The sequence below is a fragment of the Streptosporangium sp. NPDC006013 genome (assembly GCF_040614275.1).
Classification (GTDB): domain Bacteria; phylum Actinomycetota; class Actinomycetes; order Streptosporangiales; family Streptosporangiaceae; genus Streptosporangium.
The window spans coordinates 24,153-46,211 of sequence record NZ_JBEXUE010000020.1 but is presented as its reverse complement, the minus strand read 5'-3'; the positions used below and the strand labels follow the sequence as shown (position 1 = coordinate 46,211).

The 22,059-nt window shown below is 68.8% G+C and carries 21 protein-coding genes and 1 pseudogene; 11 read left to right on the top strand and 11 right to left on the bottom strand.

The genetic code is table 11. The features are described from left to right. Window positions 1-103: 103 nt before the first annotated feature. From ABZ260_RS05565 to ABZ260_RS05555, 3 genes are all read left to right on the top strand, one after another. On the top strand, window positions 104-748 hold the full coding sequence (locus ABZ260_RS05565; protein ID WP_051752836.1) for a sigma-70 family RNA polymerase sigma factor: 645 nt from the start codon (window positions 104-106) through the stop codon (window positions 746-748). 273 nt (window positions 749-1,021) lie between these two features. Next, entirely contained in the window at window positions 1,022-1,609 is a 588-nt protein-coding gene (locus tag ABZ260_RS05560) for a DUF5667 domain-containing protein (RefSeq protein WP_355613319.1), read from the top strand. A gap of 106 nt (window positions 1,610-1,715) precedes the next feature. After that, on the top strand, window positions 1,716-2,600 hold the full coding sequence (locus tag ABZ260_RS05555) for an HAD-IB family hydrolase (RefSeq protein ID WP_355550534.1): 885 nt from the start codon (window positions 1,716-1,718) through the stop codon (window positions 2,598-2,600). A 47-nt stretch (window positions 2,601-2,647) separates the two neighbouring features. On the opposite strand, the gene ABZ260_RS05550 is transcribed toward ABZ260_RS05555, so the two are convergent. The 9 genes from ABZ260_RS05550 to proC all read right to left on the bottom strand — a co-directional run bounded on the left by ABZ260_RS05550 (window position 2,648) and on the right by proC (window position 11,095). Then, window positions 2,648-3,673, bottom strand: a complete 1,026-nt coding sequence (locus ABZ260_RS05550; protein ID WP_355613317.1) for an alpha/beta hydrolase — start codon at window positions 3,671-3,673, stop codon at window positions 2,648-2,650. A 160-nt stretch (window positions 3,674-3,833) separates the two neighbouring features. Beyond that, window positions 3,834-4,805, bottom strand: a complete 972-nt coding sequence (locus ABZ260_RS05545) for a lysophospholipid acyltransferase family protein (protein WP_355613315.1) — start codon at window positions 4,803-4,805, stop codon at window positions 3,834-3,836. After that, window positions 4,802-5,827 (bottom strand): NAD-dependent epimerase/dehydratase family protein, encoded by a 1,026-nt coding sequence (locus tag ABZ260_RS05540; protein WP_355613313.1) that lies wholly within the window; start codon window positions 5,825-5,827, stop codon window positions 4,802-4,804. Before ABZ260_RS05540 ends, ABZ260_RS05545 begins: the two co-directional genes overlap by 4 nt. Before the next feature lie 23 nt (window positions 5,828-5,850). Beyond that, on the bottom strand, window positions 5,851-5,949 hold the full coding sequence (locus tag ABZ260_RS05535) for an AURKAIP1/COX24 domain-containing protein (protein WP_018654693.1): 99 nt from the start codon (window positions 5,947-5,949) through the stop codon (window positions 5,851-5,853). A 305-nt stretch (window positions 5,950-6,254) separates the two neighbouring features. Further along, complete coding sequence (locus ABZ260_RS05530) at window positions 6,255-6,458, bottom strand: helix-turn-helix domain-containing protein (RefSeq protein WP_012887307.1); 204 nt, start codon at window positions 6,456-6,458, stop codon at window positions 6,255-6,257. 322 nt (window positions 6,459-6,780) lie between these two features. After that, window positions 6,781-7,560, bottom strand: a complete 780-nt coding sequence (locus ABZ260_RS05525) for a phosphatase (RefSeq protein WP_355550542.1) — start codon at window positions 7,558-7,560, stop codon at window positions 6,781-6,783. Between the two features lie 36 nt (window positions 7,561-7,596). Continuing rightward, window positions 7,597-8,760 carry an acetoin utilization protein AcuC gene (locus ABZ260_RS05520; RefSeq protein WP_355613311.1) on the bottom strand — a complete coding sequence of 388 codons (1,164 nt, stop codon included), beginning with the start codon at window positions 8,758-8,760 and terminating at the stop codon, window positions 7,597-7,599. Window positions 8,761-8,975: 215 nt separating this feature from the next. Then, window positions 8,976-10,214: an MFS transporter gene (locus ABZ260_RS05515; protein WP_355613309.1), complete on the bottom strand. Its 1,239-nt coding sequence runs from the start codon at window positions 10,212-10,214 to the stop codon at window positions 8,976-8,978. Window positions 10,215-10,300: 86 nt separating this feature from the next. Continuing rightward, the gene (gene proC / locus ABZ260_RS05510; protein WP_355613306.1) at window positions 10,301-11,095 is read right to left on the bottom strand and encodes a pyrroline-5-carboxylate reductase; all 795 of its coding nucleotides are present in this window, start codon (window positions 11,093-11,095) and stop codon (window positions 10,301-10,303) included. Between the two features lie 261 nt (window positions 11,096-11,356). Between proC and ABZ260_RS05505 the strand changes: the two genes are divergently transcribed. The 7 genes and pseudogenes from ABZ260_RS05505 to ABZ260_RS05475 all read left to right on the top strand — a co-directional run bounded on the left by ABZ260_RS05505 (window position 11,357) and on the right by ABZ260_RS05475 (window position 19,978). Next, window positions 11,357-11,830: a hypothetical protein gene (locus tag ABZ260_RS05505; protein ID WP_355550549.1), complete on the top strand. Its 474-nt coding sequence runs from the start codon at window positions 11,357-11,359 to the stop codon at window positions 11,828-11,830. Between the two features lie 256 nt (window positions 11,831-12,086). After that, on the top strand, window positions 12,087-13,958 hold the full coding sequence (dnaK, locus tag ABZ260_RS05500) for a molecular chaperone DnaK (protein ID WP_030916824.1): 1,872 nt from the start codon (window positions 12,087-12,089) through the stop codon (window positions 13,956-13,958). A gap of 28 nt (window positions 13,959-13,986) precedes the next feature. Beyond that, window positions 13,987-14,607 carry a nucleotide exchange factor GrpE gene (gene grpE, locus ABZ260_RS05495; protein WP_355613304.1) on the top strand — a complete coding sequence of 207 codons (621 nt, stop codon included), beginning with the start codon at window positions 13,987-13,989 and terminating at the stop codon, window positions 14,605-14,607. Window positions 14,608-14,641: 34 nt separating this feature from the next. Further along, on the top strand, window positions 14,642-15,841 hold the full coding sequence (gene dnaJ, locus ABZ260_RS05490; RefSeq protein ID WP_355613302.1) for a molecular chaperone DnaJ: 1,200 nt from the start codon (window positions 14,642-14,644) through the stop codon (window positions 15,839-15,841). Window positions 15,842-15,843: 2 nt separating this feature from the next. Continuing rightward, window positions 15,844-16,119 (top strand): annotated as a pseudogene (locus ABZ260_RS05485) (helix-turn-helix transcriptional regulator); the annotation flags it as partial. 298 nt (window positions 16,120-16,417) lie between these two features. Next, a complete protein-coding gene (gene clpB, locus ABZ260_RS05480) occupies window positions 16,418-19,000 on the top strand; it encodes an ATP-dependent chaperone ClpB (RefSeq protein ID WP_355550556.1) in 2,583 nt (860 codons plus the stop codon). Window positions 19,001-19,120: 120 nt separating this feature from the next. Further along, a complete protein-coding gene (locus ABZ260_RS05475; RefSeq protein ID WP_355613300.1) occupies window positions 19,121-19,978 on the top strand; it encodes a hypothetical protein in 858 nt (285 codons plus the stop codon). Window positions 19,979-20,059: 81 nt separating this feature from the next. Here the strand turns inward: ABZ260_RS05475 and ABZ260_RS05470 are convergent, their stop codons facing one another. Next, window positions 20,060-20,590 (bottom strand): hypothetical protein, encoded by a 531-nt coding sequence (locus tag ABZ260_RS05470; RefSeq protein ID WP_355613298.1) that lies wholly within the window; start codon window positions 20,588-20,590, stop codon window positions 20,060-20,062. Between the two features lie 178 nt (window positions 20,591-20,768). On the opposite strand from ABZ260_RS05470, the gene ABZ260_RS05465 reads away from it, so the two are divergent. Beyond that, entirely contained in the window at window positions 20,769-21,464 is a 696-nt protein-coding gene (locus ABZ260_RS05465; RefSeq protein WP_355613296.1) for a hypothetical protein, read from the top strand. Here the strand turns inward: ABZ260_RS05465 and ABZ260_RS05460 are convergent. Beyond that, entirely contained in the window at window positions 21,440-22,000 is a 561-nt protein-coding gene (locus ABZ260_RS05460) for a TetR family transcriptional regulator (RefSeq protein ID WP_355613327.1), read from the bottom strand. The genes ABZ260_RS05465 and ABZ260_RS05460 overlap by 25 nt on opposite strands. Between the last annotated feature and the right edge of the window lie 59 nt (window positions 22,001-22,059).

Sequence of the window (22,059 nt, the reverse complement as noted above, 5' to 3'; positions counted from 1 at the left end):
TGATTACCCCCAGTCACGGCGCTTCGAAGTGGATTGTGGAATTACCGCTTGGTTTCCTAGAGTGATCAGGCACGCCGTACCCCCTTCCCCTCAGGGATACCGGATGCCTGAAACGTGGCCGCTCGCCGGGCACCTCCCCACGACCGTCGGGATGGCCCAGCCCGTCCGCAGTAACGACCTCACTCTGCGTGAGGACGCCTCCGAAGAACTCCGGAGGCTCGTTTTGCGTGCCAAAACCGGAGACACGGATGCTTTTGGCACGCTCTATGATCGCTACCTCACCCTGGTCTACCGCTATGTCTATTTCCGGGTCGGCTCACACCCGCTGGCCGAGGATCTCACGAGCGAGACCTTTCTCCGCGCGCTCCGCCGGATCACTGACTTCACGTGGCAAGGGCGTGATTTCGGGGCCTGGCTCGTGACCATCGCGAGGAACCTGATCACCGATCACTTCAAGTCCGGCAGGTACCGTCTTGAGGTCACAACGGCCGAGGTGATCGACACCCCGCTCGACGGCCCGCACATCCCGGAGAACGCCGTCGTCATCTCGATGATCAGCGACCGGGTGCTCAGCGCCGTCCGCGACCTGGGCCCCGAGCAGCAGGAGTGCGTGGTGCTGCGCTTCCTGCACGGCATGTCGCTGGCGGAGACCGCGCTCATCATGGGCAAGAAGAGCGGCGCTATCAAGGCGCTGCAGTTCCGCGCGATCCGCTCCCTGGCCCGCGCGCTCCCCTCGGACCTGGGCTGACGCCGCGTCCGCGCCCCTTACCCCGCCCCAAAGGACCCCGCCCGGGGGAGCCTGCGGGAAGAATCCCGCGTCCGGCCGGGCGCAAGAGGATTGTTCACCATGCCGATGCCGGTGCGGCGCGTAACCTGACGTGCGGAGTCGTCGTTAGGCAAGTGACACCGATGGATCATGAGCTGGGGGCGGCAGGGAGCGTTCATGGGGAAGTGGCTGCCCGGAATCTCACGGAGATCGCAGGCTCACATCCAAAACCGCGTGTCGCGCCTCGGTAACCGCATGGCGGCCACCCCCCGTCCCGAGTTCCACGCCAGGCTCCGCGAGCAGCTCACCCAGCCCCCTCCCGGAGAGGACCTCGCGGAGCGGCCGCCGACCGGCCCGCGCCACTCCCGGCGCAGACCTCGTACGGGGCTGTTCACGCAGCTGCTGAGCGTCGTCCTGGTGGCCGCGATGGTCACCTCCGGTATATGGACCTCCCGGTCGATGCCCGGTGACACCTTCTACCCGCTCAAGCGCGCCGCCGAGAGGACGCTGTTCCACCTGAGCACCGACGAGGCCGAGCGGGCCGACCGCTCCTTCGGCTACGCGGAGACCCGTGCCCGCGAGGTCGAGGAACTCCTGGGCTCCGGCGAGCGCGAGGACATGATCGGGGAGACCCTCCAGGCGATGGAGGACACCACTCGCTCCGCGGTGACCTCCCTCAGGCAGGTCCGGCGCCGTGACGCCGCGAACGCCAGGGAGCTCAAGCGCTTCGTCCAGAAACAGCGCACCCAGATCAGTGGGATGATCCCCAAGATGGATGCCGAGGATCAGATCAAGGCCCACGTCTACCTCAACTACATCGACGGTCTGGCTCCACCCGACTAGCCTGTTCCGTCCAGGTCGTGCCATGCCGTATGACAGCGAGACGTCACATTTGGCTAACACGGCGGCTACCGATCTACCCCCCGTGTCCCGGTTAAGCTGAGGTGCTATGAGGCGGCTACTACGACGACGGGGCGAAACGGCGACGGTCGGGGAGCAGGCGGCCGGGGAGGTCGCGGCCGCGGCCGCCGTGGCGATGCCGATGGCCGAACCCGACCCGGTGGCCGCCGCCTTCTTCGACGTCGACAACACCATGATGCGCGGCGCGTCCATCTACCACTTCGCCCGGGGCCTCGCCTCCCGGGGCCTGTTCACCAGCAAGGACCTGTTCAGGTTCGCGCTCGGCCAGGCGGTCTTCCGGGTCCGCGGCGACGAGAACCCGGCCCACATCGCAGAGGCCAGGGAGACCGCGCTGGCGTTCGTGGCGGGCAGCAAGGTCGAGGAGATCATCCGGCTCGGTGAGGAGATCTACGACGAGGTGATGGCCGACCGCATCTGGGCGGGCACCCGCGCCATCGCGCAGGCACACCTCGACGCCGGCCAGCGAGTCTGGCTGGTCACCGCGACCCCGGTGGAGCTGGCCCGCGTGATCGCCCAGCGCCTCGGCCTGACCGGTGCCCTCGGCACCGTCGCTGAGACCGAGAACGGCGTCTACACCGGCCGCCTGGTCGGCGACCTGCTCCACGGCCCGGCCAAGGCGGAGGCCGTCAGGGCTCTGGCCCGCAGGGAGGGGCTCGATCTGACCCGCTGCTCCGCCTACAGCGACTCGGCGAACGACCTGCCGCTGCTCTCCCTGGTCGGCCATGCCACCGCGATCAACCCCGACGCCGAGTTGCGCGACTTCGCCAGGGAGAACGGCTGGGAGATAAAGGACTTCCGCACGGGCCGCAAGGCGACCTTGATCGGCCTGCCCATCGCGGCGGGCGCCGGGGCCCTCGCGGGGAGCATCGCCGCCGCCATCGCCCTGCGCCGCCACTACCGTTCCGGCGGCTGACCCACCCGCCGCTCCGGCGCCCGCAGGACGGCCTGGCGCGGCTCCGGTCAGCCTGCCGTACCGGCGGCCGTGATCCGGTCCAGCAGCGCGGACAGTTCCCGGTTGACGGCCTCCGGGCGTTCCAGGCCGATCATGTGGCCGGCCTCGGGGAACACGACCAGCCTGGCGCCCGGCAGGGCCTCGGCGATGCGCCTGCTGTGCGCCGGTGGAGTGAGACGGTCACGGTCCCCGACCATGACAAGCGTCTCGACCCCGCCGAACGCGGCCAGCGCGGCCAGCTTGTCGTGGATGAGAAAGTCACGAAAGAAACCGACCATGACCTCCGTCGGGGTGGCCGCGGCCATGTCGTTGACGAAGCGCACGTGCTCGCGCGGGGCGCGGGGCCCGAAGGCGACGTACCGGGTCATCGGCAGGTTGGTGCGAGATTTGAGGGCCACGCTGCGGTCGATGAGCGTGCCCCTGGCCAGCATGCGTTCGAACATGAGGGGCGTGACGCACGGGGCGAGCCGCCCGATCGGCCCGGGGAGCCCGAACGTGCTGCCGTTCAGCTGCCCGGACGACGTGCTCAGCAGGGCCACTCCCGCCACCCTGGCGGCGAACGTCTCCGGATGCCGCCCGGCGAACGCCATGACCGTCATACCGCCCATGGAGTGGCCGACGAGGACCACCGGCAACCCCTCGGGCACGGTGGCCTCGATCACTGCGGCGAGGTCGTCACCAAGCTGATCGACGGTGCAGGCGTCGAGGGCACCCGCCGAGGAGGCGCCGTGCCCGCGCTGGTCGTAGAAGATCAGGGTGGTCCGGCCAGCGAGCGCCTCGCGCTGGAAGTGCCAGCAGTGCCTGTTCATCACCCAGCCGTGCGTGAAGATCACAGCCAGCTCGGGCGCCCCGGCCTCCTCGATGTCGACCGCGAGCCGCACGCCGTCACCGGTGGTGACGGTGGCCGACCGGCCGCGGTGCCCGCCGAGCACCGTGCCCGCGTATGCCCTGCGCCGCCGTACGGCGACTCCCAGTACCGCCCCCACGGCCAGCCCGGCGATGGCGGCCCCTGTCGCGGTACGGCCTGCGCCCATGACCACTCCCTTGATCCGGAAGACCGATGTTGAGCACACCATACCTACAGAAAGCACTCGTTGTTAGACGCCGTGACTAATAAAAATCGCCCCCGCTTGTCCGCCGAGCGCGCGCTCACGCGACAGGTCTCCATCCGGATCGGCGGGAGGCCGGAGAGCCTCAGAAGAAGGGCGGGAACGCGTGGCCGCGCTGGAGCCGGAGCTCGTCCAGCTGCTGCTGGATGGTCTCCCGGACCTGGTCCGTGAGGTTGAGGACCAGCATCGGGTCGTCGGCGTCGGCCGGGTCGAACTCGTCGGTACGGATCGGCTCACCGAAACTGATCATCCACTTGGACGGGAGCGGGACCAGCCCGAGGAGCCCGAACCAGGGGAACAGCGGCGTGACCGGCAGGTAGGGAAGGCCGAACACTCTGGCCAGGAGACGCAGGTCACCGATCTTGGGGTAGATCTCCTCGGCGCCCACGATGGCGCAGGGAACGATCGGCACGCCCGCGCGGATGGCGGAGGCGACGAAGCCGCCCCGCCCGAAGCGCTGTAACCGGTAGCGATCGGAGAACGGCTTGCCGACCCCCTTGAACCCCTCGGGAAAGACGCCGACGAGTTCGCCCTTGCGGAGCAGCCGGTCGGCGTCCTCGCGGCAGGCGAGGGTGTGGCCGGTCTTACGGGACAGATGCCCGAGCACCGGGAGCCGGTAGACCAGGTCGGCCCCCAGCAGGCGGAGCGCGCGGCGCGCGGGATGTTCGTCGTGCAGGGCCACCTGCAGCATGAGCCCGTCAAGCGGGAGGGTGCCCGAGTGGTTGGCCACGACCAGGGCGCCGGAGTCGCCGGGCACGTTGTGCAGGCCGACGGTCTCGGTGCGAAACCAGTGGCGGTACAGCGGGCGGATCAGCTCCAGCAGCACCCTGTCGGTGAGCTCGGGATCGAACCCGAACTCGTCGACCTCGTACTCTCCGGTCACCCGGCGCCGCAGGAAGGCGAGCAGTTCGGCCAGCCGCTGATCGTCGCCTCCGCCCGTCGGCGGCCCGGGGAAAGGCTCGTCCGGCGTCTCCTCGGAGACAGGCTCGCCAAGGGTGCGGGCGCGGGTGATGGGAATCACCTCGGCCTCCCGGCTCTCCCCTGCCGTCTCGGTCATTCCGTCACCGCCCGGGACAGCATGTCCATCATGGCGGCGGGAAGGCCACCGGCCAGATTCCGCGCGCGGATGAAATCCTCGAAGGCGGTGGCGGTGGAGAACTTCGGCTTCCAGCCGAGAGCCGCGGACAGCAGGGTGGTGTCGACCACCCGGCCGTGACACATCAGGCGGAGTTGCTCGGGGGAGAAGTCGACCAGCCCCGCACCGCGGGCGAGGTCGCCCATGAGACCGAAGACGGGAGAGGGCATCGGAAGCGAAAGCAGGCCCACCCTGCGCGCGCACTGCGACAGGAGCAGCACGCCGTCCCCGGCCACGTTGAACGTGCCGGGGTGGTCCTCCATCGCCATCCGCCGCAGCACCTCGACCGCGTCGTCCTCGTGAACGAACTGCAGCCGCGGGTCGAACCCGAACACGGTCGGCAGGACGGGCTGGGCGAAGTAACGCGTCAGTGGGGAGTCGACGCCGGGACCCATGAAGTTGGCGAACCTGAGCGTCGACACGACCATGTCGCGGCGCCGCCTGGCAAAGCCCCGGACATAGCCCTCCACCTCGGAGGCGTCCTTGGCATAGCCGTGGCTCGGCGGCTCGGCCGGCTCGGCGTTCTCGGTGAAGACCGCGGGATCGTGCGGGGAGGAACCATAGACGGCGGTGGTGGAGCGCACGACGACACGGCGGACCGTCGCGGACCGCTGACAGGCACCGAGCAACTGCATGGTGCCGATGACGTTGTGCTCCTTCATGAGTGCCCGGCCACCGCTCCGGGGAGGAGCGCTCACCAGGCTCATGTGAACGACGGTGTCGATGTCGGCGGCCGCGATCACCTGCGCGATGTCGGGGCTGCGCAGATCGACGCGGACGAACTCCGTCCGGCCGAGAGGTACGCCGCCATCACCTGAGAGCGAAGGCGGCGGCACCGTATCCACTCCGATGACCCGGTCGATATCCGGGTCATCCGCGAGAACGCTCGCCACTCGGGCGCCGATGTGGCGCGAGACCCCGGTGACAAGCACGGTGTGGGTCATCGGCGCCTCGCAGATCCGCGCTGTTACTTCTTGTTACGCCGCTGGATGCGGGTCTTCTTCAGAAGCTTGCGGTGCTTCTTCTTCGCCATGCGCTTACGGCGCTTCTTGATCACAGAGCCCACGGGACCCCCAGGTAGCTGGTAGCCGAGAATGTCAAACCGGCATGCGATAGCACACCGGCACAACAGACTACCGGCGATCCACGGTAGATCGCCCCTGGGGGGACCCCGGGCACATCAACTCACGACGTGGCGTACACGTCGCTACCTCGACGAGACAGAGACCTGTCACACACCGACCGCACCGGAAATCATGCTCCGGCACGACCGGAAGGGACAGACTCACGAGCCGTCAGCGCGCCTCGCCCACCTCACGGCCGGATGTTCCCTCCACCGGCCGCTCGGCTCGGCGCACCGAGCCCCCTGTCTCAACCTGCCTCGATGTAGGCATCCCTGAGATAATCGTGCACCGCCTGCTCAGGCACCCGGAAGGATCGACCGACCCGGATGGCCGGCAGCTCGCCCGAATGCACGAGTCGGTACACAGTCATCTTGGACACCCTCATGACAGTGGCCACTTCTGCCACCGTCAGGAACTTCACCTCGCTGAGAGGTCTTTCGCCTGCACCCATCGGACGCCTCTTCCGCACGTGTATCCGGGTTATCCCCACTGGTGCCATTGCTCACGCACGTGTACTGCCGTCAGCGTAAGTCGGGAGGCCGGGCACGCAAACCCCCTATTTTCTCAGCCCTCTGAGCCTCACGTCAGTGAAACCGACAAAATCGCTGGCCAGCAGCCGGACCGTGCCCCTATTTTCGATCTTGGAACGGACCAACTGTCTCCTATTAGAGTCGCCCACAATCACCAAAAAGTTGGCAAACGGTCGGCGAGCTCCGTGGAATGCAGGCGCGAAATACCTGTATAGGGATGACCCAATTTGCGCATCCCCCGTCTCAGAGGGCTCGCGCGACCCTCTCGACCAGGTGGTGTGTCAGCGGTTCGTAATACCTCGGTAGCACGTTGTCATCGAGCGGGACGGTCACCGCGATCTTGCCCTCGGCCTCCCCGACGAAGAGCGCGGGATCGTTGCTGTCGGCGAATCCGACGGTGAGGATGCCCGCCTCGCCCGCCGCTCCGGCCCAGCCGTGGTCGGCGATCACCAGATCGGGACGGTCCGCGTCGAGCTCGGCGATCATGGCCCGCATCGGGGCGGGGTCGTGGGTGTGCACGAAGGCGCCCTTGTCGTCGAGCATCGCGACGTCGTCCAGATAACGGATCTTGCGCCTGCGCCCGAACCCGCTGCCCCAGTACGACCACCCCTCGGCCGGGCTCATCAGGACCGCCCCGCGCGCCCTGAGCATCCGGGCCAGGGCCAGGTGAATGGTGAGCAGGCCGGTGGGGTGCCCGGTGGCGATCAGGATCTGCGGATTCTCCCTGCCGAGCACTCCCGCGATCGTGTCGCCCATCTTCTCGACCGCCTCGATCGTGCGGTCGGGGTCGATGGTGTCCTGACCCTCCCGGTGCAGCGGATCGGCCACCACCCCGGCGGACTTGGCCATCAACTCCAGCACGTCCCGATAGGACCAGGCTCCGTCCACGGTCAGCCCGAACATGTAGTGCGGATCACGGTTGGCCAGCGACCGGTAGTGGTCCAGGTTGTTCTCCCGGCTGGTCGCCACATCACCGGCGATCCGAGTCCGGACCAGGTGCTCACGAAGCTCAGCACGGGTCATCGGTATACCAGTCCAATTCGCCCACGGACACTCGTGTCACGGGAGGGGGTCGAGGCCGTGGAAGGGGAAGATGGCTTTTCTTGTCGCCATGATGGCTCGGTCGATCGGGTCTGCTGGGTCATAACCGGCGGAGAAATCGCTGAATTCCGGATTCCGGCCATCGGTCAGCGTCAGGGGTGCCGACTGGTTGGTCCGTTCCTTGACGAACGTGCGCCACGCCCCGGGAGTGGCGGTCCTCGGGTCGAGCGGGTGGCCCGCCACCTCCGCGATCAGGTGGGTCCACGCCCGGGGCACGACCTGCACCAGCTCGTACCCTCCGCCACCGGTCACGACCCATCGCCCGCCCGCGGTCTCGTGGGCCAGTTCGTGCAGCGCCGCGTACGCCATGCGCTGGCCGTCCAGACTGAGCATCAGGTTGGCCAGCGGGTCGAGGGCGTGACTGTCGCAGCCGTGCTGGGTGACCAGGACCTCGGGGGCGAACTCCCGCAGCAGCGGCGGGACCACCGCGTGGAAGGCCCGCAGCCAGTCGCTGTCGCCGCAGCCGGCGGGTAGGGCCACGTTGACCGCAGTGCCCTCCGCGCCGCTCTCATTGGGGAAGCCCGTACCGGGGAAGAGCGTGCGGGGGCTCTCGTGCAGGCTGATGGTGAGAACCCTGGGATCGTCGTAGAACATCGCCTGCACGCCGTCGCCGTGGTGCACGTCCACGTCCACGTAGGCGACCCTGGACGCGCCCTGGGCCAGCAGCCACGCGATCGCCACACCCGGGTCGTTGTAGACACAGAACCCACTCGCCAGGGCGGGCATCGCGTGGTGCAGGCCGCCCGCGACGTTGACCGCGTGCTCGACCTCGCCGGTCCACACCGCGCGGGCCGCGGCCAGGCTGGCCCCGGTGATCAGCGCGGACGCCTCGTGGACCCCGACGAAGGCGGGATTGTCCTCGGTGCCGAGCCCGCAGGCCAGGTCGCGTCGCCCGGTGGCGGAGACCCGTTTGACCGCCTCGATGTAGTCACGCTTGTGAACGAGCGCCAGCTCGTCGTCGGTGGCGGGCGCGCATCCGCTCATCTCCACCAGGTCCAGCACGCCCAGTTCCCTGGCCAGCGCCATGGTCAGCTCGACCCGCACGGGCGCGAGCGGGTGCTCCGGACCGAAATCGTAGGAGATGAGCGCATCGTCCCAGACAACCCGCACGGATCGGCTCATGCGCACTCCCTGTCTGGTCGCGACGCCGCGCGCCACGGCCCGATCTTCCTACTCCCGGCTCGACGTTACCGCACGTGTACGGAATGCGGTTTACGCACGCGTCTCGGAGGACAGAGCGGTTTTCATCTGAGCGAAATATCCTAATTTATTGCTATTAACAGTTCCGGGTGCCGGGACACGAGACCGCTGCCTGGAGCACCCTCCGGACGGTGTGGTCAGGTGGGGTGCACCCGGCGCAGTCCCCGGACAGCGGGGACCAGGAGAAGTGAGGCGCATCCGGCGACCGCCACGATCGAGGACACCGTCAGCAGCTGCGGCGCACCTATCACCCCTGCCACCGGGCCGGCGAGCACCTGGCCGACCGGGACGAACAGGGTCGAGCCGGCGACCTCGTAGGCGGTGACCCGGTTGAGCGCCTCCGCGGGCACCTGGGTCTGGATGCTCGTGGCCCACATGACCGACCAGAACGCCCATCCCGCGCCGCCGATCACATGCGCGGCCATGAGGACCCCCTGCGGCGATGCCAGGGCGATGGAGAGCGGCTCCAGAGCGAAGCCGAACAGGCCGATCGCGCCGGCCATCAGCGGCCGTCCCGGGCGGACCCGCATGGCGATCAGACCGCCGACGACAGTGCCCGCGCCCGAGGCGGACATGACCAGGCCGTAGGCGGTCTCGCTGAGCCGCTCGGTGATCAGCACCGAGCCCAGCGGAATCATCGGGCCGAACAGGGTGACGCCGAAGACCGTCCAGACCAGGATCACCGACCACATCCAGGTCCTGGACCGGAACTCCTGCCAGCCACCGCGCAGGTCACGCCAGACCGACCGCGCCACGGCCTGGAAGGCGACCGCGGGCAGGCGCAGGAGGAGCAGGCAGAACGCGCTGACGGCGAACCCGGCGGCCTCGATCGCGAAGACGACGCCGACCCCCCAGAAGCCGACGATGGCACCGGCGACCCCCGGCCCGGCCAGCATCATGATCGACTCGGAGACGCGCAGGGTGGCGTTGGCCCTCTGCACGTCCCGCGCCACCCGCGGGACAGTGCTGGAGACCCCCGGCTGGTACATCGCGGCGGCGACACCGTTGACCGCGGAGATGACGAGGATCTGCCAAAGGTCCGGCCTGCCGGAGATGAACAGCGCCGCACTGATCCCCTGGGTCACCATCCGGACCGTGTCGGCGCCGATCATCATGCGGCGCGGCGTGAACCTGTCGGCGAACACCCCGCCGAACAGGATCAGCACCGCGAAGGGCGCCATCCAGGCGGCCAGCGCCAGCCCCACCCCGGTGGGACCGTAACCGAGCCCGCCCACCCCCACCGCCGTCGCGAACGGCACCATCGACGCGCCGAGCATGGAGATCGATCTGGCGGTGAAGAAGAGCAGGAAGCTCCGCGTCCAGACGGAGGGACCGCCGAGTTCCCGCTGATCATCATCCAGTACGGCCTGCCCCACGATGGCCCCATCTCCCCCGAAGTTCCGCGGAAAATGATGCCGTTATATAGGAAAATTTCCTAATAGATTTCCCGGCGGGGGCGAGCTCAGCCCTCGGCGAGCTGGCGTCCCCTGTCCCTGGCGGCCTCGATGGCGGCCAGGAAGGCGGCTCGGACGCTGTGCCGCTCCAGTTCGGCGATGGCGGCGATGGTGGTACCCCCCGGCGAGGTGACCGCCTCGCGCAGTATCACCGGGTGCTCGCCCGAGTCGCGGAGCATGATCGCCGCGCCGACGATCGACTGGGTGACCATGTCAAGGGCCGCGGCACGGGGCATGCCGAGCAGGATTCCGGCGTCGACCATGGCCTCGACGAGATAGAAGAAGTAGGCGGGACCGCTGCCCGACAGGGCCGTGGCCGCGTCCTGCTGAGCCTCGGGGATACGTAGCACCTTGCCGACCGGGCTGAACAGGTTCTCGGCGCGCTTGAGGTGCTCCTCGGAGGCGTGCGCTCCCGCCGAGATCACGCTCATCGCCTCGTCGACCAGCACCGGCGTGTTGGACATGACCCGGACCACCGGGATCTCGGCACCGAGCCGCGACTCGACGAACGAGGTCGTGATTCCCGCCGCCGCCGAGATGACCAGCCGGTCGGCCGGCAGGTGCGCCGCGATCTCGGCGAGCAGGAGCCCCATGTCCTGCGGCTTGACCGCGAGGATGATCGTGTCGGCGCTCTTGGCCGCCTCGGCGTTGGAGACCACCCGTATGCCGTACTGCTTCGCGAGGGCCTCGCCCCGCTCGGCACGTCGTGCCGTCGCCATCACGTCGCCCGGCTTGAACCCGGCTCTGAGCAGCCCGGACAGCAGGGCCTCCCCCATCTTGCCGGTTCCAAGAATCGCGATCATGTGAGCACCTCGAAATCAGGGATCGAAACTCCTCGCAGCCTATCGGCCCCGCCTTCCCGCGAAATCATCCAGCGCCGCTGGGTAGTGGCGATGTATGTGGACATACGCCATCGACATAAACCGCCATGCACCACGGGCCGACCGCACTACCCGTCGACAATGACCTCGTCACGGTCTCGGCGGTCATGGCCGAGGTACGGCAGCGCGGCATCGGGGTGCCCTGAACCGCCCAAGGCCCCGATCCGTCTTAGGGGTATGCGTATGATCGCGACTCCCATCCTGGCCGGAAGTCTCCTGCTGGCGCTGGGCTGCGGCACCGAACCCAGCGCCACCCCCTCGCAGCCGGTGAGCCGGAGCACCGCCCTTCCCGGCGGTCCCTCGGAGCCGGCGAGCCACACCGTGGCCCCCCGGGACGAACCCACCGGCGGCGGCCCCAGACCGACGAAGCCGGAGGGCCACACCGAGAATCCCCGCAAGGTCAGGTGGCTGAAGGCGACCCCGTCGAAGGACGGCCGGAGCCTGCGGATCATCTGGTGGTCCGGGGTGGAGCCGTGCAACGTGCTCGACCGGGTCACCGTACGGGAGACCTCCAAGCGGGTGACCGTCACCCTGTGGGAGGGCCCGAGCAGCAAGGCCCAGAACGTCGCCTGCATCGAGATCGCCATCCAGAAGGTGACGACGGTCAAGCTCAAGAAGCCGCTCGGCTCCCGCAAGGTGGTCGACGGCGCCCGCTGACGCGGCGCCCACCGGGGCTCGCGCGTCCAGAACGGGCCCCCGTCGGCGGTGACCGGACGGCCTCCGGTCACCGCCGGGAACGACCACGCGCGTTCCCTCGTCGGAGGGGATGAAGGATCCCGCCCGTTTCCCGGAAATCGGGAATGCTTCCACGCGGTCGAAGGTTGAGCCCAATAGACTCAAGTCGTTTGACAAACCTCGCGCGAGGTTCCACTATGAGTGGCATCGACTCAACTTTGACTACAAGGACGTACTCATGGCACGTGCGGTAGGTATCGACCTGGGGACGACCAACTCCGTCGTCTCGATTCTTGAGGGCGGTGAGCCCACCGTCATCGCCAACGCCCAGGGTTCGCGGACCACGCCGTCCGTGGTCGCCTTCGCGAAGAACGGCGAGGTCCTCGTCGGAGAGGTCGCCAAGCGGCAGGCCGTCACCAACGTCGACCGGACGATTCGCTCGGTCAAGCGCGAGATGGGCACCAACTGGACCGTCGAGATCGACGGCAAGAAGTTCTCCCCGCAGCAGATCAGCGCCTTCGTCCTGCAGAAGCTCAAGCAGGACGCCGAAGCCTACCTGGGCGAGAAGATCACCGACGCGGTGATCACCGTTCCCGCCTACTTCAACGACGCTCAGCGTCAGGCCACCCAGGAAGCCGGCACCATCGCCGGCCTCAACGTGCTGCGCATCATCAACGAGCCCACCGCCGCGGCGCTCGCCTACGGCCTGGACAAGGACAAGGACGAGACCATCCTCGTCTTCGACCTCGGTGGCGGCACCTTCGACGTGTCCCTGCTCGACGTCGGCCAGGAGGACGGCCACGGCTTCGTCGAGGTCAAGGCCACCAGCGGCGACAACCACCTCGGTGGTGACGACTGGGACCAGCGCGTCGTCGACGAGCTCGCCACCCGGTTCAAGAACGCCCACGGCGTCGACCTGACCAAGGACAAGATGGCCCTCCAGCGCCTGCGTGAGGCCGCGGAGAAGGCCAAGATCGAGCTCTCCAGCCAGTCGGAGACCTCCATCAACCTGCCCTACATCACCGCCTCGGCCGAGGGTCCCCTCCACCTGGAGGAGAAGCTCACCCGCGCCGAGTTCCAGCGGCTCACCGCCGACCTGCTCGAGCGCTGCAAGGGCCCGTTCAACCAGGTCGTCAAGGACGCCGGCATCAAGGTCTCCGACATCGCCCACGTGGTGCTCGTCGGCGGCTCGACCCGCATGCCCGCCGTCGCCGACCTCGTCAAGGAGCTGACCGGCGGCAAGGAGCCCAACAAGGGCGTCAACCCGGACGAGGTCGTGGCCATCGGCGCCGCCCTCCAGGCCGGTGTGCTCAAGGGCGAGGTCAAGGACGTCCTGCTGCTCGACGTGACCCCGCTGAGCCTGGGCATCGAGACCAAGGGCGGGATCTTCACCAAGATCATCGAGCGTAACACCACGATCCCGACCAAGCGCTCCGAGGTCTTCACCACGGCCGAGGACAACCAGCCGTCGGTGCAGATCCAGGTCTACCAGGGCGAGCGCGAGATCGCGGCGTACAACAAGAAGCTGGCCACCTTCGAGCTGACCGGCATCGCCCCGGCGCCGCGCGGGATCCCGCAGATCGAGGTCACCTTCGACATCGACGCCAACGGCATCGTCAACGTCTCCGCCAAGGACCTCGGCACCGGCAAGGAGCAGACGATGACGATCACCGGCGGCTCCGCGCTGCCGAAGGACGACATCGAGCGCATGATGCGCGAGGCCGAGTCCTACGCCGACGAGGACAAGAAGCGCCGCGAAGAGGCCGAGACGCGCAACAACGCCGACTCGCTCGTCTACCAGACCGAGAAGTTCCTCGGCGAGAACGCCGAGAAGGTCCCGGAGGACATCAAGAACGAGGTCAACGAGGCCGTCGCCGAGCTCAAGAAGGCCCTGGAGGGCACCGACTCGTCCGAGATCCGCGCCTCCGCGGAGAAGCTCGCCACGGTCAGCCAGAAGATGGGCTCCGCCATCTACGCTCAGTCGCAGGCCTCCGAGGCCCCGACCGGCGCCCCCGGGGCGGACGCCACCGCCGGGCAGAAGGCGGACGACGATGTGGTCGAGGCCGAGATCGTGGACGACGAGCCGAAGCGCGACAGCGGCACCAAGTGACGGCCGGAAAGTCGAGGGGAGCAGCAGCGTGAGCACGCGCGAGAACGGTTCCGAGGAGGAGCCGGTGATCCGCGACAACCGGAAGATAGACCCGGAGACGGGACAGGTCCGCGAGACGGCCCCGGCGGAGGCCACGGGTCAGAACGACAAGGAGCAGACCGACAGGTCGTCCTCCTCGTCCTCCCTGGCATCGGACCTCGCCTCGATCGAGCTGGCCACCCAGCTCGCCGAGCGCACCGCGGACCTGCAGCGTCTTCAGGCCGAGTATTCCAACTATCGCAAGCGGGTCGAGCGGGACCGGGCCGCGGTCAAGGAGCAGGCGGTGGCCGGCGCGCTGGCCGAACTGCTCCCTGTCCTCGACGACATCGGCCGGGCCCGCGACCACGGCGAGCTGACCGGCGGTTTCGCCAAGGTGAGCGAGTCACTGGAGGCGGCCACGGGGAAACTGGGGCTGAGTGCCTTCGGCACCAAGGGCGAACCGTTCGACCCGACGGTGCACGAGGCCCTGATGCACAGTTACTCCCCCGACGTCACAGAGCCGACCTGCGTGGAGATCCTGCAGCCCGGTTACCGGATCGGCGAGCGAGTGCTCCGCCCCGCGCGAGTCGCGGTGGCCGAGCCCGAAGAGCCCGTCGCGGACGACAACTGACCCCCCAAGATCCAATCTCTGAGAAGGAACGTGGATGAGCACCAAGGACTACTTGGAGAAGGACTACTACGCCGTCCTTGGTGTGCCCAAGACCGCCACGGCCGATGAGATCAAGAAGGCGTACCGGAAGCTGGCCAGGAAGTATCACCCTGACGCCAACCCCGGAAGCTCGGCGACCTCCGAGAGCACCGCCAAGTTCAAGGAGGTCTCCGAGGCCTACGACATCCTGTCCGACACCAAGCGCCGTAAGGAGTACGACGAGGCGCGGACGCTGTTCGGATCGGGTCTGGGCGGCTACGCGGGGACCGGGGGGGCTCCGCGCACCGGCGCGGGTGGGTTCCCGTTCGACCTAGGAGACCTCTTCGGAGGCACCCACCAGCAGAGCGGCGCCGGAGAGCGCATCGGCGACATCTTCGGCGGCCTCTTCAACCGGGGTGGCACGAGCCGCCCCGGCGGGACGTCGACCAGGGCACGGCGCGGCCAGGACATCGAGTCCGAGGTCTCGCTCTCCTTCTCCGAGGCGGTGGAGGGCACCACGGTCTCGCTCCGTCTGACCAGTTCCTCCGCGTGCACCGCGTGCGGGGGAACCGGCGCCAAGGCCGGCACCACCCCGCGGGTCTGCCCGACCTGCGAGGGCACCGGGGCGGCCAGCCGCAACCTCGGAAACTTCGCCTTCTCCGAGCCGTGCCGCGACTGCAAGGGCCGCGGCCTGCTGGTGGACGACCCGTGCCAGGTATGTGAGGGGAGCGGGCGGGGCAAGAGCACCCGCACGATCCAGGCCCGCATCCCGGCAGGGGTCGGCGACGGCCAGCGCATCAAGATCAAGGCGAAGGGCGCGCCCGGGGAGAACGGCGGCCCCGCCGGTGACCTCTACGTCCAGATCCACGTCAAGCCGCACTCCGTGTTCGGCAGGACGGGTGAGAACCTGACGGTCACCGTTCCGGTCACCTTCACCGAGGCGGCGCTGGGAGCCGAGATCAAGGTGCCGATTCTCAAGGGAATGCCGGTCACGCTGCGCATCCCCGAGGGCACCCCGAACGGCCGCACCTTCCGGGTGCGCGGCAGGGGTGTGGCACGTAAGGACGGCACCAAGGGCGATCTGCTCGCCACGATCGAGGTTCTGGTGCCACAGCAGCTGGAGGACAAGGCGAGAGGTGCCCTTGAGGAGTTCCGCGACGCCACCTCGGGTGGTGACCCACGGGCGGACCTCATCGAACAGGCCAGAAGCGAGTAGCCATGGAAGCCAACTACTTCGATCTGTCGGATGACACACCCGTCTATGTGATCTCGGTGGCCGCCCAGCTGTCAGGTCTGCACCCGCAGACCCTTCGCCAGTACGACCGTCTCGGCCTGGTCAGCCCAGGCCGTACGGCGGGACGCGGACGCCTGTACTCCACCCGCGACATCATGATGCTCCGCGAGGTCCAGCGGCTCTCCCAGGAGGAGGGCATCAACCTCGCGGGCATCAAGCGAATCCTGGTCCTCGAGACGGAGGCCCTGCGCCTGCGTGACGAGAACCACCGTCTCCGCGCGGAGATGAACATGATCCGCGCCCTCATCCAGTACCAGCTACCTCCCGCCTGAAACTCCTACCCGTGAGGCCGCGCCGGTGACTGGACTGAGGAGAGGGAGGTTGCGAGGAACGAGCGGCCTCCCTCGACGAGGGAAGTCACCGGACCCCAGCGGCCGAACCGCGACGCGTTAGCGTCGCCGACAGCCCGTGAGGCCCCGCCAGCGACTGGGTCTGAGCGGCCTCACCGCGACGCGCAGCGTCGCCGGCAGCACCTCCTGAACCACACGAGGGAAGTCAATGGACTACAAGCTCACCCAGAAGAGTCAGGCGGCGGTCTCCTCCGCCATCCGGCGGGCAGCCGCGGAGGGTAACCCCGAGGTCGCCCCGGCCCATCTGTTCACCTCACTGCTCGCCCAGACCGGCGGCACCGCGGTGCCCCTGCTCGAAGCGGTGGGCGCCGACTGGAAGCAGTTGCGGATCGAGGCCGAGAAGCAGCTCGCGGCCCTGCCGAAGGCGCAGGGCGCCACGGTCAGCGCCCCGTCGAGCTCCCGGCAGCTTCTCACCGTGATGAACACGGCGGCCCAGCGGGCCCGCGGCCTTGAGGACGACTACGTCTCGACCGAACACCTGCTGGTCGGTCTCGCCACGGACGGCGGCCCCATCGCCCAACTGCTCAAATCGCGCGGCGCGAGCCCGAACGCGCTGCTCGACGCCTTCGAGAAGGTGCGCGGGCACGCCAGGGTGACCAGCGAGACGCCCGAGGACACCTACCAGGCGCTGGAGAAGTACGGGATCGACCTGACCGAGCGGGCCCGGGCGGGCAAGCTCGATCCGGTGATCGGCCGCGACTCGGAGATCCGGCGTGTCGTCCAGGTGCTCAGCCGCCGTACCAAGAACAACCCGGTGCTCATCGGCGAGCCCGGCGTCGGAAAGACCGCCGTGGTGGAGGGGCTGGCCCAGCGGATCGTCGCGGGTGACGTGCCCTCCAGCCTGCGCGACAAGCGCCTGATCGCGCTCGACCTGGGCGCGATGGTCGCCGGCGCCAAGTACCGCGGCGAGTTCGAGGAACGTCTCAAGGCGGTGCTCGGGGAGATCAAGGAGAGTGACGGCCAGGTCGTCACCTTCATCGACGAGCTGCACACCATGGTCGGCGCGGGCGCCGGCGAGGGCGCGATGGACGCGGGCAACATGCTCAAGCCCATGCTGGCCCGCGGCGAGCTGAGGATGATCGGCGCCACCACGCTGGACGAGTACCGCGAGCGCATCGAGAAGGACCCCGCGCTGGAGCGACGGTTCCAGCAGGTCTACGTGGGCGAGCCCACCGTCGAGGACACGATCGCCATCCTGCGCGGCCTCAAGGGGCGCTACGAGGCACACCACCAGGTCCAGATCGCCGACGGCGCGCTCGTGGCCGCCGCCGCCCTCTCCGACCGCTACATCACCTCCCGCTTCCTGCCCGACAAGGCGATCGACCTTGTCGACGAGGCCGCCTCCCGGCTCCGCATGGAGATCGACTCCCGTCCCGTCGAGATCGACCAGCTCCAGCGGAACGTGGACCGGATGAAGATGGAGGAGCTGGCGCTCGCCAAGGAGACCGACGAGAGCAGCCTGCAGAGGCTGGAGCGGCTCCGCGGGGAACTCGCCGACCGCCAGGAGGAGCTCAACGCCCTGGTCGGCCGGTGGGAGCAGGAGAAGGCCGGGCTCAACCGGGTCGGTGACCTGAAGAAGCAGATCGACGAGGTGCGGAGCGCCGCCGAGCGCGCGCAGCGCGACGGCGACTTCGAGGCCGCCTCGCGGCTGATGTACGCCGAGGTGCCCAGCCTGGAGGCCAAGCTCGCCGAGGCCAGCAAGGCCGCCCAGCCCGAGAACCCGATGGTCAAGGAGGAGGTCGGCGCCGACGACATCGCCCAGGTCATCTCCTCGTGGACCGGCATCCCCGCAGGCCGGCTGCTCGAAGGCGAGACCAGCAAGCTGCTCCGCATGGAGGAGGAACTCGGCAGGCGGCTGATCGGCCAGCGGCAGGCGGTCGAAGCGGTCTCCGACGCCGTACGGCGAGCGCGGGCCGGCATCTCCGACCCGGACCGGCCGACCGGCAGTTTCCTTTTCCTCGGTCCGACGGGCGTCGGCAAGACGGAGCTGGCCAAGGCGCTGGCGGACTTCCTGTTCGACGACGAACGGGCGATGGTCCGCATCGACATGAGCGAGTACGGCGAGAAGCACAGCGTCTCGCGGCTGGTGGGCGCCCCACCCGGTTACGTGGGCTACGAGGAGGGCGGCCAGCTCACCGAGGCCGTGCGGCGCAGGCCGTACACCGTGGTGCTGCTGGACGAGGTCGAGAAGGCCCACCCCGAGGTCTTCGACATCCTGCTCCAGGTGCTCGACGACGGGCGGCTCACCGACGGACAGGGCCGGACCGTCGACTTCCGCAACGTGATCCTGATCCTCACCTCCAACATCGGCTCGCAGTTCCTCGTGGACCCGAGCATGGCGAAGGAGGATCAGCGGACCGCCGTGATGGCCGCGGTCAGGAGCTCGTTCAAGCCCGAGTTCCTCAACCGGCTCGACGATGTGATCCAGTTCGACGCGCTCGGCACCGAGGAGCTCTCCCAGATCGTGGACCTGCAGGTGACCCACCTGGCCAGGCGCCTGGCGGACCGGCGGCTCACGCTGACGGTGACCCCGGCGGCACGCGACTGGCTGGCGCTGACGGGCTACGACCCGCTGTACGGCGCGCGCCCGCTCCGCCGCCTCGTCCAGTCCGCGATCGGCGACAAGCTGGCCAAGGAGGTGCTCTCCGGCGAGGTCCAGGACGGCGACGAGGTGCTGGTCGACCTCGACGAGGCGAGCGACTCCCTGAACATCGGCCCGGTAAGGGCTTGACCATCACCGGATGGGGCCCGGTAATGGCTCGACCACCATTGGGTTAAGCGCGCCCCTGGGCAAGACCCCCCTGTTACGTTCGGCAGTCATCGGATTACCGAACGCAACAGGGGGATGTGCATGTCGAACTCATCACGGAACATCAGGGGAATCCTCGCGGTGGCGCTGCTCACCGCCGGCGCCGGCTGGACCATGGTCTCTCCGGCCTCGGCGGAGGTCGCGCCCTGCCAGGAGCGCGAGACCGCAGGGGCACCGCAGGCGCCCGGGGCCATGGCGGCCGCCTGCGAGGAGGCCGGCGATGTCGGAGGCACCGCGGCAGCCGACGGGACGACCACCGGCGACGCCGGGACGCCGGCGATCGCAGACGGTTCCGGGGCATCGGTGACCGCGAACATCGGCGAGACGCCGGTCGCGACGGACGGCGCCGGGGCGTCGGTGACCGCGGACCGGCTCGCACACGTCACCGACCTGCCGGATCTCTCCCAGGCCTCAGCACTGGTCAGCTTCGCCGACGCCGGAGGCGTCGCCGCGGGCACCGGCTTCCACGCGTTGCCCTTCGGGCTGTCGAGCCTGCCCGGTCACGAGTGGACGAACTCCTGGGTGAGCATCGTGGCCGACGCGCCGGACCTGCCCGGCCTGCCGGGCGCGCCGGGTGCTCCCGGCGACGGCATCAGCTGGCTGCGGGCCCCGGTGCCCCCGGCGCCCGAGCGACCCGCCGAAGCGGCGGTCACGCCGGACGACGACACGGCGCCGCTGCCCCAGCCGGCCCAGGCGGACGCCGTCACCGAGGACCTGCCGTCGGCCGAAACGCCGGTGGTGGAGCCTCCGGCCGTCGCACGCCCGGAGGCCCCCGCGGCGCCGGAGACTCCCACGGCGCCGGACACCTCCGCGGGCGAGGCCGCCACCACGGAGGGCGGCGCGGAGCTTTCCGTCCTCCCCGCGCTGGAGAGGACGATCCCGGGCCTCAATGTGGGGTAACCACCGGATCGCGAACCACCACGGAGGAAGGGTCGTGCCCCAACGGGCACGGCCCTTTCCTGGTTTCGGGGCAGGCCGTCGTCAGCACGAAGCGTCGAGGAGGGCGTCGAGCTCGTCTTCGGGGAGCCCGAGGTCGACGCGGATCCGGTAGCGGGTTCTGAGCAGGGCGATGTGCTCACCGCCGCCCTCCACCGCCCGGTGCGCCCCCTCGGTGGCCCACCGATGGGCCTCCCCGAGGTCTCCGTAGGCGACGAGCGTCTCAGCGACCGTGAGAGCGGTGGCCGCGGTGACCTCGCCGACCGCGTGAATCGCCGCGATCACCTCTCTCGCCTCGTCCGGCTGTTCTAGCTCGAAAAGAGTGTCGGCGATCCCGGCCCGGGGATCGATGCTCACCTCGCCACCGTCGTCCACCGCCCGCTGGAAGCAGTCAAGGGCCCGAGCGGGCTGTCCGGCCTGCCGCCACTCCTCGGCAGCGAGCACGAGGATCGCCGCCCGCGATATGTCGCCGGACGCGTACGCCTCGACCAGGGCTTCGAGTCGCCGAGCCAGGGCTTCGTGATCGTCGGCCAGAAGTGCCTGCTCAAGCAATCGATCAAGTTGCTCACGTGTCACATGCGCCACATCGCGAGAGTACCGAGCGACGCTCGACCGCGTACGGCCAACGGCAGGTATTGGCCATATGACCTTGAGTAAACGAACGACTACGGTGCGCGTGTTTCTCCAGTAAAACGGGCATATGAGCGATGACTCCTGCTAGGGGAGCACATCATTGGGAGGAGCTGCGATGGGCATGTCCAGGCAGACGGCCTTCACCCTGATGCTTCTCCTGGCCTTCTCCGTGATCGTTCCGGGGTCCGCCGGATATCTGTCGGTCAAGATGGAGGCGATCGGTCAGGCCCACCAGGAGTTGCTCACCCTGGAGAGCAGGCTCCGTCATGAGAAGCTCGCCGCCCGGATCAAGAAGATGGAGCGGGTCCATCGGGCGCGACGTCTCCAACCGGTCACCCCCTCCGAGCCCGTCCGGAGCTCCCGCGTCGAGTCGGGGACGCTGCCGCCCGGACCCGGCACGGTCGTAGCGGTGCCGATCGAGCCGGGCGCGGAGTGGCCGCGCGAGAGACCGCCGCGCGCGCAACGGCAGGATGTGCAGCGGCAGAGCACCCAGAGACCGGGAACAGCCTGGCAGAACCCGCAGGGGCCGGAAGCGCAGAGACTGCTGGAAGCGCAGAGACCGACGGCGCAGAGGCGCGTCGAGACCGGGACGGCCGGGGCGGCCGAGGCGTCCGGCGGGACCTTCGCACAGGAGCGGTGGTCCCAGCTCGAACGCCGGGGCCAGGTCCGGCAGTATCGGGAACGGCTCGCCGACGCGGGGCCCGTGTTCGCCACGCCGGACTCGACCGGCGGCGGGAACCCGCCTGAGGGCACCGGCGAGTCTCTCGAAGAGAACCTTCTCCCCCGGCTCTCTCAGACCGAGACCCGGGCGAACTGACGGTTCAGATAGCCACGGATCAGACGCTTGGCCTCGGCCACGAGCTGCGGATCGCCGTTCGGATCACGGCGGAACGCCAGCTTGAGCACCGCGTCTCCGGCCTCCACCGCGACCAGGATGGCCAGGTCGAACTCCTCGCTGTCGGCCAGGCCGTACTCCTCCAGGAGGAGGCCACGCAGCCGTCCGGCGATCACCGTGTTGTTCTCAGAACCGGCGTCGAGCAGGTTGAGGTCGACCACGTCGCCGAAGTGCAGGGACCGGAAACCCGGCACGGTCCTGTGCATCTCCACGTACTCATCGATGATCGCGTCGACCGCGTCCCACCAGTCCGCGTACTCCTCCGACAGGAAGCGTCTCCCGATCCGGGAGACGAACCCCTCGATGTGACGCCGGGTCACCGCCTGGGCGATGGCCCGTTTGTCGGGAAAGAACTGGTAGACCGAGCCGATCGCGACCCCCGCGCGCTCGGCGATCCGTGTGGTGGAAAGCGCGTCGTAGCCGATCTCGTCCAGCAGGTCGGCGCACGCGTCGAGCATTCGCTCCACGCGCCGTGCGCTCCGTCGCTGGGTGGGCTGACGCCGCAGTGGGACTTCGC

Coding starts and splice junctions, on each gene's coding strand:
- ABZ260_RS05545 (WP_355613315.1), bottom strand. CDS start 4,805: ATGACCGAGACGGCAGGGGAGAGCCGGGAGGCCGAGGTGATTCCCATC.
- ABZ260_RS05505 (WP_355550549.1), top strand. CDS start 11,357: ATGATCGCGACTCCCATCCTGGCCGGAAGTCTCCTGCTGGCGCTGGGC.
- clpB (WP_355550556.1), top strand. CDS start 16,418: ATGGACTACAAGCTCACCCAGAAGAGTCAGGCGGCGGTCTCCTCCGCC.
- ABZ260_RS05550 (WP_355613317.1), bottom strand. CDS start 3,673: ATGGGCGCAGGCCGTACCGCGACAGGGGCCGCCATCGCCGGGCTGGCC.
- dnaJ (WP_355613302.1), top strand. CDS start 14,642: ATGAGCACCAAGGACTACTTGGAGAAGGACTACTACGCCGTCCTTGGT.
- ABZ260_RS05475 (WP_355613300.1), top strand. CDS start 19,121: ATGTCGAACTCATCACGGAACATCAGGGGAATCCTCGCGGTGGCGCTG.
- ABZ260_RS05530 (WP_012887307.1), bottom strand. CDS start 6,458: ATGGGTGCAGGCGAAAGACCTCTCAGCGAGGTGAAGTTCCTGACGGTG.
- ABZ260_RS05560 (WP_355613319.1), top strand. CDS start 1,022: ATGGCGGCCACCCCCCGTCCCGAGTTCCACGCCAGGCTCCGCGAGCAG.
- ABZ260_RS05540 (WP_355613313.1), bottom strand. CDS start 5,827: ATGACCCACACCGTGCTTGTCACCGGGGTCTCGCGCCACATCGGCGCC.
- ABZ260_RS05465 (WP_355613296.1), top strand. CDS start 20,769: ATGTCCAGGCAGACGGCCTTCACCCTGATGCTTCTCCTGGCCTTCTCC.
- ABZ260_RS05460 (WP_355613327.1), bottom strand. CDS start 22,000: ATGCTCGACGCGTGCGCCGACCTGCTGGACGAGATCGGCTACGACGCG.
- ABZ260_RS05520 (WP_355613311.1), bottom strand. CDS start 8,760: ATGAGCCGATCCGTGCGGGTTGTCTGGGACGATGCGCTCATCTCCTAC.
- ABZ260_RS05555 (WP_355550534.1), top strand. CDS start 1,716: ATGAGGCGGCTACTACGACGACGGGGCGAAACGGCGACGGTCGGGGAG.
- ABZ260_RS05565 (WP_051752836.1), top strand. CDS start 104: ATGCCTGAAACGTGGCCGCTCGCCGGGCACCTCCCCACGACCGTCGGG.
- proC (WP_355613306.1), bottom strand. CDS start 11,095: ATGATCGCGATTCTTGGAACCGGCAAGATGGGGGAGGCCCTGCTGTCC.
- ABZ260_RS05525 (WP_355550542.1), bottom strand. CDS start 7,560: ATGACCCGTGCTGAGCTTCGTGAGCACCTGGTCCGGACTCGGATCGCC.
- dnaK (WP_030916824.1), top strand. CDS start 12,087: ATGGCACGTGCGGTAGGTATCGACCTGGGGACGACCAACTCCGTCGTC.